Here is a 14,762-nt window from a genome sequence, read left to right on the forward strand (position 1 = left end):
ACGCGTCTCACCTCCCGCGATTGCAAACCCCGAAAGGAACCAAGTCATGCGAGCGATGTTGATGCACATGGGCGGGCTCACGCCCGCCGAAGAACGGCTGTGGACGGGCCTGCGGAACGGCACGCTGTCTGCCTCCGCGCTATCCGAGGCGGACGCGGACGTTCTGCGCCGGATGCGTCGTCCCTTGGCCGCGAACTCCAATGCTGGACGTCGTGCGGCGTCGGCGTCGGCGCCGGCGAAGCCCAAGCCTCGGGCCCCGGTACCCCACAAGCCACCGACGGGGCCACGTGCGGCGACCAGCAGCGACAGCGAGATCACCAAGCGGGTGGCCGAGCTGAAGCGTCGCACCGACGTACTCGAGACGGACAACCGGAGTACAAAGGCCACGGTGCAGGGCCACGAGAATCGGCTCGTGATGCTTCAGCATCGGGTCCAGCACCTCGAAGGGCAGACGGGGCGCGAGTACAAGCCGGACCCGCGGGAGGAGCCGCCGCCCGAGGCGCGCAGCAGCCGTGGATTGCCCGCGGCGCAGAAGGCCGAACTCGACCGCCGCATGGGGCTGACCTCGCCGATGATCGGAGTGGTCCAGAGAGGCAACGTGCTGATCCTCGGCGCTCCGCTCCCCGAGGGTGGCGGACGGCCGCGCGCTGCAGTGCCCAAGCTTCGCAAGCCGCAGGCGTCGCCCACGCGCACGTTGCCCGCGGCGCAGAAGGCCGAACTCGACCGCCGCATGGGGCTGCTCGGACCGAGCGATGCAGTCGAGATGAAGGGCAATGTCCTGATCCTCGGCGCTCCCGCGCCGGTGAGCAAGGTTGGTGCGTGATGGCGAAGGATCTTGGCAAGCTCTCCTGCGAGCAGATGGTCCAGGCGTTCGAGCAGGAACGGCAAGAGAGCGAAAGGCGCCGCGGGGTGGAAACGCAGGCCGCGAAGCAAGCCATGGCACGCGCGTTGAAGGCCGGTGACGATCGCGCCGCCGACATCGACCGTCGACAACGTGCGGAGCAGAAGCGCCGGCGAAGGGAGCTCTTTCTCGATGCGCGGCAGACTTTCGAGCCGCTGATCGTCGAGCGGATGAAGGACGCCGGCCGCGGGAATCTGAAGAAGTTCGAGTCCGCCATGGTGCAGTTCCTCGAGCGCATCCCATTCGAGTTGGGATACGGCAACAGCATCGAGTGCCACGCGCTGGCAAAGGCGTTTGCGAACGTACTCTGCAAGGCACGTCCGGAGACGGCTGCAGCCTTCAGCGTTCCCGGGTGGTGGGACCATCGCCAAACGCAGCCGGCAAACCGGGCATTCAAGGTGGCGAAGGCGGGCAATGTCGTGGAACTCGCGGCCGCACTCGACGCAACGGAGTCCGCGATCGTCGAGCTCTCTCACCAGGGCCGCGTGACTGACGAGTTCTGGGAGCGCCGGTGGCATGCCATACGTGACGAGGACTGGGACGCGCTCGAGCAGGTCGAAGCGGAGCACGAAGCCAAGCGGCGCGCCGGCATCAATGCCGTCAACGCGGGCGTCAACGCGCCGCCTCGTCCCAACCCGTCCGATTGGGAGATGCGTCGGGTTGCTGACGAATGACCAGCTTTTCGCAGGCAACCGGTAGCACTGCGGCGGTGGTTCCAGAAGCGCGGAGCCAGCGCACCAACGCGGCCTCCCTTTCTCCCGCGTCACGTGTGTCCTGCGATCGTGGAGCTGCTCCCCCTGGCTGTAGGTCACCGGGGGGAGCAGCTTCCCTCTTTTCTTGGTGAGGCGATGCGTGCGCGCCGCCTTTCACTCATTCCACCCCGCACCCGGGCGGACTGCGCGTCCGGCCCACGCCCGTGCCCATGGTCGCGCTGCCGGTATCACATCAAGGCTTCGGACGCGTCCTGTGCCCTCGACGTCGCCGAGCTCGGCGGACTCGACAACGACAAGGTCGCGGCGCTGCTCGGCATGCCTGAACACGTCGCGAGAGACCTTACGCGCGTCGCGCTTCGAAAGCTCGCGCGAAAGCACTGGCGACTGCTGACCGCGCTCTGGCGCCCCTGAACCTCCAACCCGCGAAGGGAACCCCATGGCCACCTTGCAAGCACTGCCCGACTCCGAAGCGTTCCGAACCATCGACGGGATCGCCGTCGTGGACATCTGCGGGCCGCTCACACACCACGACGAAGGTTTCTTCGACTCGTACGACGCCGTGCGCGATCGCGTGGCCGAGGCGCTCATGAGCCCGGCGCCGGCGGTGATACTGAACATCGACTCGCCCGGTGGAGACGTGTCGGGGTGCTTCGAGGCCGTGCGCGAGCTCCGACGCATGTCGAAGGCCTCCGGCAAGCCGCTGGTGGCGTACACAGACGGCCACGCCGTCAGCGCGGGCTATGCGCTCGCGTTGGCCGCCGTCGCGGTGTACCTCAGCAGCACGGCCCAGGTCGGCTCCGTCGGTGCGCTGTCGGCGCTGTTCGACCAGGTCGAGCTCGACCAGAGCCTGGGCATGAACTACGCCGTCGTGACCTCCGGAGCGCGCAAGGCCGACGGACACCCCCACGCGCCCATCACCGACGAGTCCCGCGCGGCCGTGCAAGCCCAAGTCGACCACGTGGCGGACCTGTTCTGCGAGCTGGTCGCGGAGGTGCGGGGGCTCACCCCAGAGGCAGTGCGCGGCTACGAGGCTGCCATCTTCGCGGGACAGAACGCCGTCGACGCCGGCCTGGCCGACCAGGTCGCCGTCTTCTCGGAAGTGCTGGCAGCACTCAGCGGTCGATATGCAGGAGGGCGCGCCCTGGGCGCGTGAAAGGAGCGTTCAGCATGTACCCCGATCCGATTCTCGCCTCGCGAGCTTGGGACATCGCCGTTATTGGCGGAGTTGCAACCGCTGGGATCGCAAGCGTGTCCGGCGGCGGCCTGCCGGTGAAGTGGGATGCCGCGAAGGGCTACGGCACGACGCCAGGCACGAAGCTCGTCGGCTTCGACCTGCAGCGGTTCCAGCTGCGGATCCTGTACGCGGAAGGCATCAACGGACTGTCCAGCTTCGAGCAGCGGTACATCGTCGACGCCAAGATCCGCCCGCTCCTTGAGACGACGTTGGGCGGCAAGGTCGCTGTCGACTTCTACCACCCGGCGGTATCGGAGGCGCCCATCAACATCCGCAGTGTGGTGCTCGAGAACTGGGGCCAGCTCGAGCCGGCGGACGACACGGGCCTGTGGGTGCAGCCCATCACGCTGCTGAAGTTCTCGAAGCCGAAGGTCGCCATCGGCAAGCCGAAGGCCTCCAAGAACTCGGCGTCGAAGCAACCCACGGCGCAAGACGCAGCGGACAAGGACATCGCCGCGCTGACGGAGACGCTGAACAAGGTCGCCGAGGGGAAGACGGACATTGGTTTCTTGGAGGCGCTCGGTGTCAGCTGACGGAACGAACGTGCACCGGCCTCGACAGTGGGACATCTACCAGGACGTCCACACGGCGCCGACCTTCCGACAGCTGGGATACCGGCTGAAGTTGAACGCTGCTGCACTGACACATGCGGTGGACACGGAGCCGCTGCGAGCTGCTCTCGCCGAACTCGTCGAACTCACGGACGCCAACACGTCGACGGGAGCCGCCCTGGGCGCGCTCGTGGACGCCGCGGTGGGCAGTCCGCTTCGCGCGCTCGCCTCGCTCGAGCCGGTCGCAAGCAAGGGCATCAAGGCAGTGGTCAAAGCTGCACTTCGCGTTGCGATTCGAGGCCAACAGACGCGGCTGACGCTCGTCAGGCGGAGCACAGTTTGACCCGGTAGCGCCTACCTGTCATGGTTCCCGGTGAGACGTCGTTTGATCGCGGCGCCTCACGAGAACAGACCCTGTTCAGCCAGCTTGATTGCTCGCGGAACGAAAAAGCGGAGACGAGAGAATCTCCAGAAAGCCAGAACCATGAGGGACGTTCAAATGCCTATGGACGAGACGTTGGGAGAGCTCGCGGCGGCGGCTGCGGAGCTGAACAAGGCGAGCGACCAACTAAACGCAGTCATCGAGAACTTTGAGGACCGGCTCGCTGAAGCCGGTGTGGGCCTTACGCATTGGATGGAAGACGAACTCAATGTAGTCGAACGATCGCCGTGGCAAACCAACTTCGACGCCGACGCTGAAGCACACTGGGAGAGCTGCAGTGGTTGGGTCCTTGGGTACATGAAGATCGACGGCGTGTGGCGAGTCGTGGTTCGCAGGATGGGTATCAACCGCGTGAATGCGGATCACGAGTGGGAGTTCTTCGCGACGCGCGATCAGCACGCACGACCGCTGGTGAACGCCCCGCGAGTCGTCCGTCTGGAGGCGCTACGCAAGCTCGAGGCCCTCGCCGCGCAACTCACGGAGAGGATGAGAGACTACACCGACGGGATACTCGAAGCGCAGAAGCTCGCCCAATGAACACGCTTCACGACGATCTCCGACTCAGACAGCTATCGCTGGAGTTTGCTCTCGCGTCGGAACGCCTACGAAGGCGCGTGGAAGAACTCACGGGCGAACGTCTCGCAGGTGAACAACTGCTCCAGTTCCTCTCTGATGCAACCACCCGTCACCTAGAGGAGAAGGCGTCAGAGCTCGGGGTTGTCGACTTTGCCCTTGAGCGAGCAAAGCGCATCGGATCCGGCGCTGCGAAACTGACAGTCGACAGGGACGACGGACCAGAAGCCGCGCAAGTCACCGTCGGCCTCAAACCCGGCCAGCTCGAGGCCCTTGTGGCTGCGTTCGAGGTCGAGGCTGGTACGCAGGTTCTGAAGTCCGAAGTGCTGCGTGCTGCACTTGAGAAGGGCATCGAACTCCTGCTCGCGGAGCACGGAATCGACGCAGGCGAGGACGGCGCGTAGACTGAAGAAAAGCCCCCGCGCTGCGTCAACAGCCGGGGGCGTGGACCAAAGGAGGATCCCAATGGCCAACCCGATCGAACCAGAAACCCAGCACACTGCCAACTGTCAGTGCTCGCGCCACCGTGCCGGGCGCCTGCTGCGGACGCTTTGCGCGGCCGACCCTGACCTTCAGCTCGAGCTGTTCGTCGCAGTGTGCGAAGAGCTCGATGCCGCCGCCGGCGAGCTGGACGTGCCGACGATACTCAACCGCGCCATCGACCTCGATGCGCTCAACTACCCTCGACCCGACCGCCGGCCCTTGGTGGTGCTCCAAAGCCTGGCGGATGGGTCCACCGTTGTGGAGGCCTGGCACCACGGCGCGGCTGTCTGCCTTGGTGAGTGGCAAGGGCAATGGGAGCAGATGCGAAAGGTGATGATCGCGCTGCAGGTGGGGGTGGCGCCCCAGGACGTGAGCGACTTCGTTCGTGAGTCGGACTTCGCGAGCAAGGTCGGCTTCAACGACGGGACGACCGTGGAGCGCGCACAAGCTCTGCTCGACGAGGTGCGCGGAGGTCCGGCCGAATGAGCACAACCTCCGGCGGGTTGTTCTATCGACGGGTCGGCGGCTGGTATGGCCGTTTCTGGGCGACGGTGGACGGTGAGCGTATTCGCGTGGTGCGCAAGCTCGGCACGCACAGCAAGCCGGTCGCTCGCGCGAAGCTCGAGCGCTTGAAGGCAGAAGGGGAAACGTCGCGGTCGGAAGCGAAACGAAGCGAGAGCTTCGAGGAAGCCGCGCGACGCATCGTGGCGCGTCAGGGCGCGGAAGGCATGAAAACATGGCGTGAGCGCCTAGGGCGCCTCGAACGCTTTGCGTTTCCCGAGATCGGCGCGGTGCCCGTGGAGGCCGTCACGCCGGAGCACGTGCGCACGGTGATCGAAGCGATGCACGAAGCCGGGAAGAGCAAGGGGACGTGCACGCACGTCAGGAACGACGTCGGCGGCGTGCTCGGCGAGCTCTGGCGTGACGGGGCGATCCCCGAGAATCCGATCAAGCGCGTGCGCCTACCAAAGCAGCTGCGCCGCGATCGTCGCCCTCGCGTCGTTCCGACGGACGCCGAGTTTGCGCTGTTCCTTGCGACGCCGTGCCGGAGGACGTGTACTTGATGGCGCTGACGGCGCGCGCCTTCGGCGGCATGCGCACGAGCGACGTGCACGCATGGGATTGGGAGCACGTGGATCTCGACGGGTTCGCAACCGCGGAGGTGTATCGCCCCAAGACCGACGGCGAAGACGACGCCGACGGCGTGCTCGAGCGCCTTGTGCTGCCGGAGCTGCTCCGGCCCCCGCTCCACGCCTGGTGGACTCGCTGGGGTCGGCCGAGCTCGGGCCCAGTGTTCCCTGTCATGCGCGGCAAGCGGGCAGGGGAGCGGCAGAGCAAGCGGAGCCACGTGCGTGAGTTCAGGCGGGCGCTCTGGCTCGCCGGCGTTCACAGGCCGCTTGCTGGGTTTGATGAGGCCCTCGGGGCCCTACGGCGGGCGGAGGCGGCCGTGGACGCCGCCAAGGCGGACGGGCGGCGGGCTTGGTGGGCCGCCCGGAGGGAGCGGCGGGAGGCGGAGGAGCGCGCGAAGGCGCTCGACGCGATGCAGACCGACACGAAGCGGACCCGCGCGGTCGACTTTCACTCCCTGCGACGTGCGTACGCAACGGCGCTCGCCGCCGCCGGCGTGAACGTCCAGCAAGCCATGGTGCTCGCCGGGCACCGGGATCCACGGACGCATGCCCGCTACGTCGAGCTCGCGCAAACGGGCGCGCTTGCGACACCGCCTGACGCGCTACCGGATGCGCCGCTCGTCGAGCGTCTCACAGCGTACGCAGCTCAGATGGATCTCGGAGATCCACTTGGGAGGATGCCGGCCAACGGACCAAGCATGTTTCTCAGTGACCCCAGCGAGACTCGAACTCGCGTTACCGGCGTGAGAGGCGAACCCGAGCGAAGCGCCGACGACGCATCCGGCACAAAACAAGCCGTTTCGGCGAAGCGTGATGCCTCACGACACGCCTTGAAACGGACAGAATGCCAAAACGCACGGACAGAACCTCCCGGGGCGCTCTGGGATGCCGAGCTCGCGGACGTGGTGCTCCAAGTCGCCCTCCGGGGTTTGGCCTTCCGCGCCGCGTTGGCCGTGAGGACCGGGCTGGTAGACTGAGGGCGAAAGGAAGCCCCCGCGCCGCTGGCAGGCGGCCGGGGGCGTGGCTCGGGGTGACGAGCGATGGGAAACGAAGCACACAAATCCTGGTCCGACAACACGGACGAGTTCTTCGACGAGGCCGTTGCGAGACGTCGCGCGGAGGTGGACGAGCTCTTCCGAGACATGATTCCGTCCGTCCTTGCGCGCTTGTTTGAGACGGCCGAGAAGCTCGGTGGGCTGACGCCCGAGGCTTTCGAGAAGCGCCGCCGCGAGAAGCGGGAGGCCCACGAACGCCTCAAGCTCGCCCGAATAGTGTTTCGAAACGCTGTCCAAGCGGTGGCGTTGCCGGGCCCCGAACAAGATGTATGGCTTGAGCGCGCGGTGGCTGCGCTTCGCCGCTCGCGCACAAAGACCGAACGCAGAGCGATCCTCCTTCGAACGCTCGAGGCCTTTGAGGGTGACTCGGACGTTCTGCGCCTGGATCTTGCCGAAGCTGACGAAGCGTTCTCGAGCGAGCAGCTCACCGACGAGCGGTTGACACGGATCGTCGGCAAGTTGAGCGAGAAGAGCGCGGGCGCCACAAATCGCCAGGCCGCGTCAGTCGCGGCGGAGCTTTCGCTCACTGTCGCTGCTTTCGGCGATGCACGACGGAAGAACGAATCCATGGGGAAAGCGATCGAGCGAATCGCCAAGAGTTTTCGCAAGGCGCGCGACGCGCAGTAGGAAAACACACCTGGTCGGGTGTGGGTTTTCTGCGAACACACCCGCCGTGGTGTGTTTTGGTCGATGCAAGCTGGGGTCACCAACACGAGGTGACCCATGGCACGCCCCAAACCAGCCCCTCAGCATCTCCGTGACCGCATCCGCGCTGACGTGGACGCGCATGGCGTCCGACGCACGGCCCGGCGCCTCGATCTGAGCGACACGACGATCGCGCGTGTTGCCGGCGGTCTGCCGGTCCAGAGCGCGACGATCGACGCGATCGAGCGGCGTCTGGCGTCTGCCGACGGAGCCGAGTGATGACCGGACGCCTCGCGGTCATCCCCGAGGGCGAGCTCCGCGAGCTGGTCTCGTCGGCCGTGGCCGAGGCCATGGCGGAGGTGCCGGGCGCGGCGCCCGAGGTGCTGGATCGCGCTCGGGCGGCCGAGCTGCTGGGCGTCAGCCTCGCCACGCTGCGGCGACTCGTGACGGCCGGCGAGGTCCGCGAGCATCGCCTGGGCGACAGCCCCCGCTATCTGAGGTCGGAACTCCTCGAGGATGTCAGGAGGCGTGATCCATGAGCCAAATAGACGTGCGGCGGGCCGCCACCACACGCACCCGCCGCACCACCGACGAGGACCAGCGTAGCACGCCGGAGGGCGACCGCATCGCGGTCACCGCGACCGAGGCGGACTGGCGCGCACTGCTCGCCGCTCTCCCCGGGTGTGACGGCTGCGGCGCCGCGGCCGAGGTCACGCTGATCATGCCCGGCTCCGATCGGCACCGAGTCTGCCTCGCGTGCGCCGCCCAGCGCCGCCGTGGACGCGTCGAGCCGCTGGCCCATGGAGACGCGGTCGAGGCCATCGAGGGCGCGCTGCTCCGCGCCGCGGGGGTGCCGGCATGACCTCGGAGGCCGAGATGCTCGACGGCTACCGGCCGCCGGTGGAGCGCGACGAACCTCCGGCGCCCATCGCCCTCGCCGATCGCCCGACACTGCCGGATGGCTCGCCCATGTGCAGCATGTGGAGCTGTCGCCGACCGGTGGGCGCGACGGAGGTCTACTGCGACGCGTGCGGCGCGATCATCGAGCGCCAGGCCGAGCAGGAGCGAGCGGATTGGGAGAAAGGCGTCCGGGCCAAGCCCGCCGCCGCCGGCTTCCCGGCATGGCGCCATGCGCAGGACGCGGAGCGGCTCCGCGCGGCCGTAGCGCCGGTGCTTTTCAGCGTCTGGCAGAAGTGGGAGCAGGACCGCGGCGATCTGCTCCTGATCGGTACCACCGGCAGCGGCAAGACGACGACCGCCGTCGCGCTGGTCCATCGGAGCGTGGAGCGCGTGATCGCTGCCGGCTACATTCGCAGTTGGCGCGACGGAGCCGAGTGGCGGCTTATCCAGCGCGCCTACCACTTGAAAGCCGCGCAGCTGATTCGCGCGATCAAGGGCCATCGGCTGGGAGCAGGCGACCCCGAAGAGCTCATCAAAGCACGCCGTGCGAGCCTGTTGGTGCTCGATGATCTCGGTCTGGAGCCGACGGGTTTCGAGCACGAGCTGCAGCTCCTGTTGGACGAGCGCTACGAACGCCGCGGTGCCGGCCATGTGGCGGTCACGATCATCACCAGCGGGTTCCGGCGGGAGCAGATCATCGAGCGCTACGGCGCCGCCTTCGACCGCCGCATCCGGGAGCCCAGGGGCGCGGTCGTCAGCGCGTTCGCTCAGGAGAGACATGGCCGATGATCGCCCAGGCCGCTTCTCCAAGCTCGAGGCGCTCACCGCCGTTCGAGGCGACCGCACGTTGGACGCGAAGCAAAGGCTGGTGCTGGTGATGCTGATCTCGCACGCCGACGCTCAGGGGCAGTGCTACCCGGCCATGACGACGCTCGCGGCCGAGACGGGGCTATCCCGGCGCTCCGTGGTGGCGGCCCTCGCTGACCTTCGGCAGCGCGGAGCGGCGACGCCCGTCAGCGTCACTGTGACGGCCAAGGGCACCGCGCCCAAGGGCGGAGGCCGGCCCCCTAACCTCTACTCCCTACGGGTCGAGAATGGTGCAGCACGCGCACCAAACTCAGGGCCGAGTAATGCGCAGTACGCGCACCAAACAGACGCGCAAGACGGCGAGGAGTTTTGCGCAAACGCGGACGGGGTTATGCGCAAAAATCGACACGAGTTTAGTGCACCAGTTGCCCTAGAAGCTGGTCATGAAGCTGTACAGGAAGCTGGTCACTATTCCGCGCGACAGAGCGCGCGGGCCTCGCAACCTTCACTTCCAGTCATCGGTGAAAGCCCGAAGTCGGCCAAGGTAGCAGCGAAGACGAAGCGCAAGCCTCGCAAGCCCAAAGGCAAGGGCAAGCCGGAGCGCACGGCGGAGGACCGAGCCGACTACCAGCGCATCGTCGAAGCCTACTTCCGGGCCTTCGAACGCAAGACCGGAAGGAAGCCGGCAGCGTTCGGAGCCCGTGAGGGCAAGTCCGTGTGGACGCTGCTGGACAAGGTGGGCGTGAAGACGGCCATCCGGACCGTCAACAACGCGGTGCTGAGCGACTTCGGCAGCACCACAAGCGTGAACGTCATCGCCGCAGAACCCGACCGCTTCGCGGAGTTGAGGGTCCGAGGTGGCAAGTTCACGCCCCAGCCAAGCGACGGCTACGACGCTGGCAGCGACGAGAATCCGGATTGGGTGCAGAAGCCAGAACCTGACCCGTTGGGGTTGGCCAGAGGTGCAGAGTGACCGCCCGCAGCCCCCGCAGCCAGGCGCCCGGAACCACGCGCTCGCGCGCGCTGACCGGCGAGATCGAGGCGCCGAGTGCCGGCCTGTCGAGCCGGTGCCCTCCGGTTGAGCATCGCGGTTTCCCCGCTGGGTTCGGCGCTGGGGGCCTCGGGGTTTTGGCCGTGGAGTTCTGTCCGCGCCATGGCCAGCCGTGTGATTCCGCGGGGTTAGGCGGTGAACTGTCATCGAATGACAGTTGTGCCCGCGGCACCAGCCGCCCCTCACCGGAGATGACGCCATGACCCTGCGCTCCGGCCACGGCCGCGGCGCGGGAGCTCCCCGTGTCGAGGTGCTCCCCGGCGACGAGCTACCGGCCGCTTCGCCGGCGATCGCGGCGCCGCGCGAGCGGGACGCCCTCGGGCGCTTCGTGCGGGGCAACACGGCAGCGCGGGCACAGCGAGTAAGGCCGGGGCCTCGCGGCCTCGTGGGCGTGGACAAGTGCTCGCCGGACTTCCGCCCGTTCGCGCGCTGGGGAGCACGCTACGGCGCGCACAGGCGCCGAGAGCTGGCATCCGCGCATGGTGGCGAGATCAGCGCGGGCGTGGGGGCCATCATCGAGAGCGCCGCCCTCGCCATGGCCGCGAGCCGGTACCTGCACGTGCAGGCCAGCATCAAGGGCGAGGCCGACCTGTTCAAGCAAGCCGCGCAACTGGCCCAGACGGCTCGGCAGCACGAGCTGGCCGCGTGGGAGCTCGCCGCGCGCGAAGCCGCTGCCCGTCGAGACGCCGAAGGCGATGACCTCGCCCAAGCACAGCGGGCCTTTCAGGAGCGGCTCGCGGAACGGCAGGCCGCGGCGTCCAGCCCCGCGACCAGCGCGCCAGCGCTGCCGCCCACGACCGACGAGACCACCGAGGACGACGACGCGGCAGAGAGCCGCCCAGGCGCCGCGCTGGCCAATGTCGCTCGGGCTCGTCTCGAGCGTCTGAACGGCGGAGGTGAGTCGTGAGCCGCCCCACCAACCCGGTCGAGTACCGCGCCGCGCTCGGCATCCGCCCCTTCTCGCCGTGGTGGGAGACGTTCGTCCGCGCGTTCTACGGAATCCCGCTGCTGGGCGAGCAGCGCGCCTTGTTCCGCCAGATGAGCAACGGCATCGAGGAACGGCCCGGCGTGGGGTGGACCGAGGCTTTCGTCAACGCTGGCCGTGGCTCGGGCAAGGACGACACCGTCAAGAGTCTGGTGACCTACGAGTGCAGGTTCGGGGGCCACGAGCTCGCCGCGGCTCCCGGTCAGCGGCTCCCGGCTCTCGTTGTCTGCCCCCGCCGGACGCAGGCCACGGGCACCGTGGCGATGGTGCAGGGCGAGGCCCGGCTCCCCGTCAACCGAAAGCACGTCGTGCGTGAGACGACCGACGGACTCTGGTTTGCCAACGGGACCGGCGTGCAGGTGGCGACGGCGGACGCCATCGACGGCGTGGGCGAGACGGCGGCCGTCCTGGTGTTCAACGAGTACGCGCTTTTCCCAAGCAACGACGCGACGACGCCGGCAGCGGTGGTCGAGTCGAACCTTCGCCCGACGCTGCGCCGCGTGGAGGGCGCTCCGGTCAAGCGGTTCCTGAAGCTGACCTCGAGCTACACGACCGAGACGCAGGCCTTCAAGGACTTCACCAGTGGCTTCGGCATCGAGGGCGACGTCCTGGTGGTGAAGGGCACCACACTGGAGTGCAACCCCAACACCGATCGGGAGTGGCTCGCCTCCGAACGCCGGCGGCTCGGCGCGCGCCTCTACGGGATGCACTACGAGTGCGAGTGGATAGACGCCATCCGAGAGGGGTGGTTCGGCGCGCAGGCCATCGAGCGCAGCGTGGACCAGCACCGGCGCACGCCCGACCGGGAGGACATCCAATCGAGACCCGGAGTCCGCTACTACGCGGCGATCGACCAGGCGTTCCGGAACGATCGGTGGACGCTGGCGATCGCGCATCGCGAGCAGGAGCACGACCAGGATCTCGTCGGACGGGTTCCGCGCGAAGTGGTTGACGGCGTCTGGGTCTGGCAGGCGCCCCCGGGCGGTGTGCTCTCCGTCGAGCGCACGGTGCGACAGACCGCCCAGGTGATGAAACGCTTCGGATGCGGCGCCGCGCTGGCCGACCAGTTCGCTTTCGAACCGCTGCGCGAGGCGTACGCGCGCGCGAACATCGTGCTGCGGCTACGCCCCTGGACGGCCGCGAACAAGGCGCCTCGCTTCCGCCGCGTGCGGGATCACATGCTGGACCGGTTGGTGCGGCTCCCGAACGATCCGGAGCTGATTCGAGAGTTCCACGGCATCGCTGGGAAGCTCCTTCCGAGCGGCGTCGAGCAGATCGCTGCAAGCGGCTCAGGCCATGACGATCGCGTGTCTGCCGTCGTGTTGGTGCTGAGCGAGGCGATCGACCGCAACCCCGACGCGGAAGCGTACATCCACGAGCCCGCGATCTTCTACGTGACCCGCGACGGTGTGCGAATCCCGCCGCCGCAGGGCCTGTACGGCGCGGAGCGCACTCGGCGCTTCCTCAACGACGAGTTCGGGGACTTCCCCTACTGACCCAGGAGACCAGCATCATGCAGACGACTCAAGAGACCACGACCGCCGACAAGGCGATCACCGACATGACCGACGACGAGATCCGCACCGCCGCGGCAGGGGCCGAGAAGGTTCTGGCCAAGCTCGAGGCGGAGGCGGACGACCGGCGCGCGGACGCGGAGCGCGCCCGGATCGCATTCGAGCGCGAGCCGACCGAACGGGGCTTTGCGGAAAAGGCCGTGGCCGAACAGAAGGCGCGCAATGCCACCGATGCCGCGGAGGCGTTCGCCCTCGAGGTGGCGGATATCCAGGCGGCGGCGACCCGGCTCGACCAGGCCGAGGAGCTCGAGCGGCTCCGTGCCCAGCTCGATCTGTCCGCCAAGCTCGCTGCGGCCGAGGCGCGGATGCGGGAGGCGATCGAAGGGCTGCGCGCCGCGACCCGCGAAACCTTCGAGCAGCTCGACAAGGACGTGCGCGGCCACAACCTGATGGCGGCCCGCGCCCTCGAGCTCGCCCGGGTGCTGGACGTCGAGCTCGGCAACGCACGTGTCACGTTCGAGTGGGTGACAGAACGCGTCGCGGCGCCCTTCAAGGCGTCGGAACAAAACATGAGCACGCACTGCAAGTTCGGGCTCGTGGAGTTTGGATTCCAGCCGGCCATAAGCGTCGGCGTGAACGTGCCGGTGGACATCGATCCGGCGCTGCTCTGACGGGGACGCGAAGAAAGGAACGAACGAATGGCAGCAGTTACCCTTTTGACGTCTGGCGCCCAGGACAAGAGCGGCGCCGGCGCAGCCGTGGACGTGTCGAGCTACGGCGCGTTGCGGCTCGACGCGACGTTCACCTACGACGCCGGCGGGCCGCCGTGGGCGCAGCTTCGGTTTCTGATCGAGGACGCGCCGACCGCGGACGGCCCCTGGCGGATCATCGAGGAGCGCCGCTACTGCGGGCGCGCGGAAGTCTCGGGGTTCAGTGCGAACCCCTTTCACGTGACGAAGGGCTTCCCGAACCGGGATCATTTCGTGCTGGCGGGCTTCGACAACTTCGCCCGGGTCCGCTGGGAAAACCTCACCGATCGCGACGCCGACAAGTCCCTGGTGATGGGCGTTGCGGGAACAGGAGTCTGATCATGCTTCGAGAGTTTGGAATGTACGCCGCGGTCGGCCTGGGCGACCGCTACCACGTGCTCGCGCGCAGGATGGCGGATCACGTTGCGAGCCGTCACGCTGGCACGCCGCGACCGGCGCACGAGCTCGACGCCATCATGGACGAGTTCGAGGAGCTCCAGCGCACGATGCACGCACGCGCGCCGGAGGTGCAGGCGTCCGCCATCGCTCCGCCGCCCCCGCCGAAGGGCTGGGACGATATCGTGGCAGAGGGCGGGTTCGCTGCGCTGCACCGTCTCAAGCAGGAGGATCCCGAACGCTTCGCGAAGGTCCTCCGCGACCACCAGATCGCCGAAGGCACGATCGCGGCGCCACCGGTCGCGCCGAAGGTGACGCGGGATTCCGCCGGCCGCGCCTGGGAGGATCTGCGGTACCACGAGCGCGCAGCGCTGCGGGAGTCCGATCCGGATCTCGCCCAGGCGCTTCACGAGAGCTGGATCGCCCGTGGCGAGCCGCTCGGGAGCTGGCAAGGATGACTGTCCGCCGCGGCCAGCTTCGAGCTGGTTTCTTGTGGGTCCCGGCTTGGCCGGTCGCGACGGACGGGCACGTTCGGCAAAGGAGCCGGTCCAGTCGCGGGCTCCTGCTGGGAGGCGGTCCATGATCCGCCGCTCGGTTGGCCGACGCGCAGCGCGAGCGTGGCTGTCGTCGCCG

The 14,762-nt window shown here is 68.0% G+C and carries 21 protein-coding genes; all 21 read left to right on the forward strand.

Annotated elements, in window-relative coordinates; translation table 11 throughout:
* Positions 1-67: 67 nt before the first annotated feature.
* The 21 genes from H6717_28370 to H6717_28470 all read left to right on the forward strand — a co-directional run bounded on the left by H6717_28370 (position 68) and on the right by H6717_28470 (position 14,587).
* Entirely contained in the window at positions 68-823 is a 756-nt protein-coding gene (locus tag H6717_28370; protein MCB9580979.1) for a hypothetical protein, read from the forward strand.
* Positions 823-1,575, forward strand: a complete 753-nt coding sequence (locus H6717_28375; protein MCB9580980.1) for a hypothetical protein — start codon at positions 823-825, stop codon at positions 1,573-1,575. Before H6717_28370 ends, H6717_28375 begins: the two co-directional genes overlap by 1 nt.
* A 475-nt stretch (positions 1,576-2,050) precedes the next feature.
* Positions 2,051-2,767 carry a S49 family peptidase gene (locus tag H6717_28380; GenBank protein ID MCB9580981.1) on the forward strand — a complete coding sequence of 239 codons (717 nt, stop codon included), beginning with the start codon at positions 2,051-2,053 and terminating at the stop codon, positions 2,765-2,767.
* A 95-nt stretch (positions 2,768-2,862) separates the two neighbouring features.
* Positions 2,863-3,381: a hypothetical protein gene (locus H6717_28385; GenBank protein ID MCB9580982.1), complete on the forward strand. Its 519-nt coding sequence runs from the start codon at positions 2,863-2,865 to the stop codon at positions 3,379-3,381.
* A 91-nt stretch (positions 3,382-3,472) separates the two neighbouring features.
* Positions 3,473-3,742 (forward strand): hypothetical protein, encoded by a 270-nt coding sequence (locus tag H6717_28390; GenBank protein MCB9580983.1) that lies wholly within the window; start codon positions 3,473-3,475, stop codon positions 3,740-3,742.
* Between the two features lie 141 nt (positions 3,743-3,883).
* A complete protein-coding gene (locus H6717_28395) occupies positions 3,884-4,378 on the forward strand; it encodes a hypothetical protein (GenBank protein MCB9580984.1) in 495 nt (164 codons plus the stop codon).
* On the forward strand, positions 4,375-4,818 hold the full coding sequence (locus tag H6717_28400; protein MCB9580985.1) for a hypothetical protein: 444 nt from the start codon (positions 4,375-4,377) through the stop codon (positions 4,816-4,818). Before H6717_28395 ends, H6717_28400 begins: the two co-directional genes overlap by 4 nt.
* Before the next feature lie 61 nt (positions 4,819-4,879).
* Entirely contained in the window at positions 4,880-5,383 is a 504-nt protein-coding gene (locus H6717_28405) for a hypothetical protein (protein ID MCB9580986.1), read from the forward strand.
* A complete protein-coding gene (locus H6717_28410) occupies positions 5,380-5,961 on the forward strand; it encodes a hypothetical protein (protein MCB9580987.1) in 582 nt (193 codons plus the stop codon). The genes H6717_28405 and H6717_28410 overlap by 4 nt, the downstream gene beginning before the upstream one ends.
* A complete protein-coding gene (locus H6717_28415) occupies positions 5,940-7,004 on the forward strand; it encodes a tyrosine-type recombinase/integrase (protein ID MCB9580988.1) in 1,065 nt (354 codons plus the stop codon). Before H6717_28410 ends, H6717_28415 begins: the two co-directional genes overlap by 22 nt.
* Before the next feature lie 63 nt (positions 7,005-7,067).
* Positions 7,068-7,709, forward strand: a complete 642-nt coding sequence (locus H6717_28420) for a hypothetical protein (GenBank protein ID MCB9580989.1) — start codon at positions 7,068-7,070, stop codon at positions 7,707-7,709.
* 96 nt (positions 7,710-7,805) lie between these two features.
* Positions 7,806-8,006 (forward strand): hypothetical protein, encoded by a 201-nt coding sequence (locus H6717_28425; protein ID MCB9580990.1) that lies wholly within the window; start codon positions 7,806-7,808, stop codon positions 8,004-8,006.
* On the forward strand, positions 8,006-8,266 hold the full coding sequence (locus tag H6717_28430; GenBank protein MCB9580991.1) for a helix-turn-helix domain-containing protein: 261 nt from the start codon (positions 8,006-8,008) through the stop codon (positions 8,264-8,266). The genes H6717_28425 and H6717_28430 overlap by 1 nt, the downstream gene beginning before the upstream one ends.
* On the forward strand, positions 8,263-8,589 hold the full coding sequence (locus H6717_28435) for a hypothetical protein (GenBank protein ID MCB9580992.1): 327 nt from the start codon (positions 8,263-8,265) through the stop codon (positions 8,587-8,589). The genes H6717_28430 and H6717_28435 overlap by 4 nt, the downstream gene beginning before the upstream one ends.
* Entirely contained in the window at positions 8,586-9,416 is an 831-nt protein-coding gene (locus tag H6717_28440) for an ATP-binding protein (protein ID MCB9580993.1), read from the forward strand. The genes H6717_28435 and H6717_28440 overlap by 4 nt, the downstream gene beginning before the upstream one ends.
* Complete coding sequence (locus H6717_28445) at positions 9,406-10,407, forward strand: helix-turn-helix domain-containing protein (protein ID MCB9580994.1); 1,002 nt, start codon at positions 9,406-9,408, stop codon at positions 10,405-10,407. Before H6717_28440 ends, H6717_28445 begins: the two co-directional genes overlap by 11 nt.
* Positions 10,408-10,684: 277 nt before the next feature.
* Positions 10,685-11,392, forward strand: coding sequence for a hypothetical protein (locus tag H6717_28450; protein MCB9580995.1), 708 nt, complete (start codon positions 10,685-10,687; stop codon positions 11,390-11,392).
* Entirely contained in the window at positions 11,389-12,966 is a 1,578-nt protein-coding gene (locus H6717_28455) for a hypothetical protein (protein ID MCB9580996.1), read from the forward strand. The genes H6717_28450 and H6717_28455 overlap by 4 nt, the downstream gene beginning before the upstream one ends.
* Positions 12,967-12,983: 17 nt before the next feature.
* Positions 12,984-13,655 (forward strand): hypothetical protein, encoded by a 672-nt coding sequence (locus H6717_28460; GenBank protein MCB9580997.1) that lies wholly within the window; start codon positions 12,984-12,986, stop codon positions 13,653-13,655.
* Positions 13,656-13,682: 27 nt separating this feature from the next.
* Positions 13,683-14,072 (forward strand): hypothetical protein, encoded by a 390-nt coding sequence (locus H6717_28465; GenBank protein ID MCB9580998.1) that lies wholly within the window; start codon positions 13,683-13,685, stop codon positions 14,070-14,072.
* 2 nt (positions 14,073-14,074) lie between these two features.
* Complete coding sequence (locus tag H6717_28470) at positions 14,075-14,587, forward strand: hypothetical protein (GenBank protein ID MCB9580999.1); 513 nt, start codon at positions 14,075-14,077, stop codon at positions 14,585-14,587.
* The last annotated feature ends 175 nt before the right edge of the window (positions 14,588-14,762 follow it).

Source organism: Polyangiaceae bacterium (assembly GCA_020633235.1).
In the GTDB taxonomy this organism is placed as follows: domain Bacteria; phylum Myxococcota_A; class Polyangia; order Polyangiales; family Polyangiaceae; genus JACKEA01.

Bases quoted from the DNA above. Each gene is read 5' to 3' on its own strand.
- H6717_28370 (MCB9580979.1), top strand. From the start codon at position 68: ATGGGCGGGCTCACGCCCGCCGAAGAACGGCTGTGGACGGGCCTGCGG.
- H6717_28375 (MCB9580980.1), top strand. From the start codon at position 823: ATGGCGAAGGATCTTGGCAAGCTCTCCTGCGAGCAGATGGTCCAGGCG.
- H6717_28380 (MCB9580981.1), top strand. From the start codon at position 2,051: ATGGCCACCTTGCAAGCACTGCCCGACTCCGAAGCGTTCCGAACCATC.
- H6717_28395 (MCB9580984.1), top strand. From the start codon at position 3,884: ATGAGGGACGTTCAAATGCCTATGGACGAGACGTTGGGAGAGCTCGCG.
- H6717_28400 (MCB9580985.1), top strand. From the start codon at position 4,375: ATGAACACGCTTCACGACGATCTCCGACTCAGACAGCTATCGCTGGAG.
- H6717_28405 (MCB9580986.1), top strand. From the start codon at position 4,880: ATGGCCAACCCGATCGAACCAGAAACCCAGCACACTGCCAACTGTCAG.
- H6717_28410 (MCB9580987.1), top strand. From the start codon at position 5,380: ATGAGCACAACCTCCGGCGGGTTGTTCTATCGACGGGTCGGCGGCTGG.
- H6717_28420 (MCB9580989.1), top strand. From the start codon at position 7,068: ATGGGAAACGAAGCACACAAATCCTGGTCCGACAACACGGACGAGTTC.
- H6717_28425 (MCB9580990.1), top strand. From the start codon at position 7,806: ATGGCACGCCCCAAACCAGCCCCTCAGCATCTCCGTGACCGCATCCGC.
- H6717_28430 (MCB9580991.1), top strand. From the start codon at position 8,006: ATGACCGGACGCCTCGCGGTCATCCCCGAGGGCGAGCTCCGCGAGCTG.
- H6717_28435 (MCB9580992.1), top strand. From the start codon at position 8,263: ATGAGCCAAATAGACGTGCGGCGGGCCGCCACCACACGCACCCGCCGC.
- H6717_28440 (MCB9580993.1), top strand. From the start codon at position 8,586: ATGACCTCGGAGGCCGAGATGCTCGACGGCTACCGGCCGCCGGTGGAG.
- H6717_28445 (MCB9580994.1), top strand. From the start codon at position 9,406: ATGGCCGATGATCGCCCAGGCCGCTTCTCCAAGCTCGAGGCGCTCACC.
- H6717_28450 (MCB9580995.1), top strand. From the start codon at position 10,685: ATGACCCTGCGCTCCGGCCACGGCCGCGGCGCGGGAGCTCCCCGTGTC.
- H6717_28460 (MCB9580997.1), top strand. From the start codon at position 12,984: ATGCAGACGACTCAAGAGACCACGACCGCCGACAAGGCGATCACCGAC.
- H6717_28465 (MCB9580998.1), top strand. From the start codon at position 13,683: ATGGCAGCAGTTACCCTTTTGACGTCTGGCGCCCAGGACAAGAGCGGC.
- H6717_28470 (MCB9580999.1), top strand. From the start codon at position 14,075: ATGCTTCGAGAGTTTGGAATGTACGCCGCGGTCGGCCTGGGCGACCGC.